At 27.5% G+C, this 444-nt stretch carries 2 protein-coding genes; both read left to right on the top strand.

Features of this window, described 5'->3' with window-relative positions:
- Positions 1–236 (top strand): RNA polymerase sigma factor (locus tag CWC14_RS18400; RefSeq protein ID WP_283957459.1); only part of this gene is annotated, 236 nt, incomplete at its 5' end.
- A partial coding sequence (locus tag CWC14_RS19505; protein WP_212746570.1) for a hypothetical protein occupies positions 229–444 on the top strand: 216 nt, incomplete at its 3' end. The genes CWC14_RS18400 and CWC14_RS19505, both read left to right, overlap by 8 nt.

Here is a 444-nt window from a genome sequence, read left to right as displayed (position 1 = left end):
AATATTTGAACTTTAATATCACTTTTGATAATATTAATTATAATGAAATTATTAAATGTGTTCGCTTATTACCAAAAGCGTATAAAATAGTTTTTCAGCTTTATGTAATCGACGGCTATTCACATCAAGAAATTGCCGGCATACTGAATATTTCAACGGGAACTTCCAAGTCAAATTTATTTAAGGCAAGAGAGCATTTAAAAAAAATCGTAGAAAAAAATATTGCATATGAATGATTTTGATGACGAGCATATAGACAAAATAAGCCAAATCGCTTTTAATAATCAGCAAGTTGATAGTTTTATACCTAATTGGAGCGATGTAGAAATACAATTAAATAGGATAAGTAAGGTAAAGAAAAGTAGTATACTTATTTGGTTTCTTTTGCCAACTTTTTTCTCATTTATCTCATTAAAATTAACCGACACTCGGAATATAATAAGA

The organism is Pseudoalteromonas sp. S3260, from assembly GCF_005886925.1.
Classification (GTDB): domain Bacteria; phylum Pseudomonadota; class Gammaproteobacteria; order Enterobacterales; family Alteromonadaceae; genus Pseudoalteromonas; species Pseudoalteromonas tetraodonis.
This window is presented reverse-complemented; position numbering and strand designations above follow the sequence as displayed.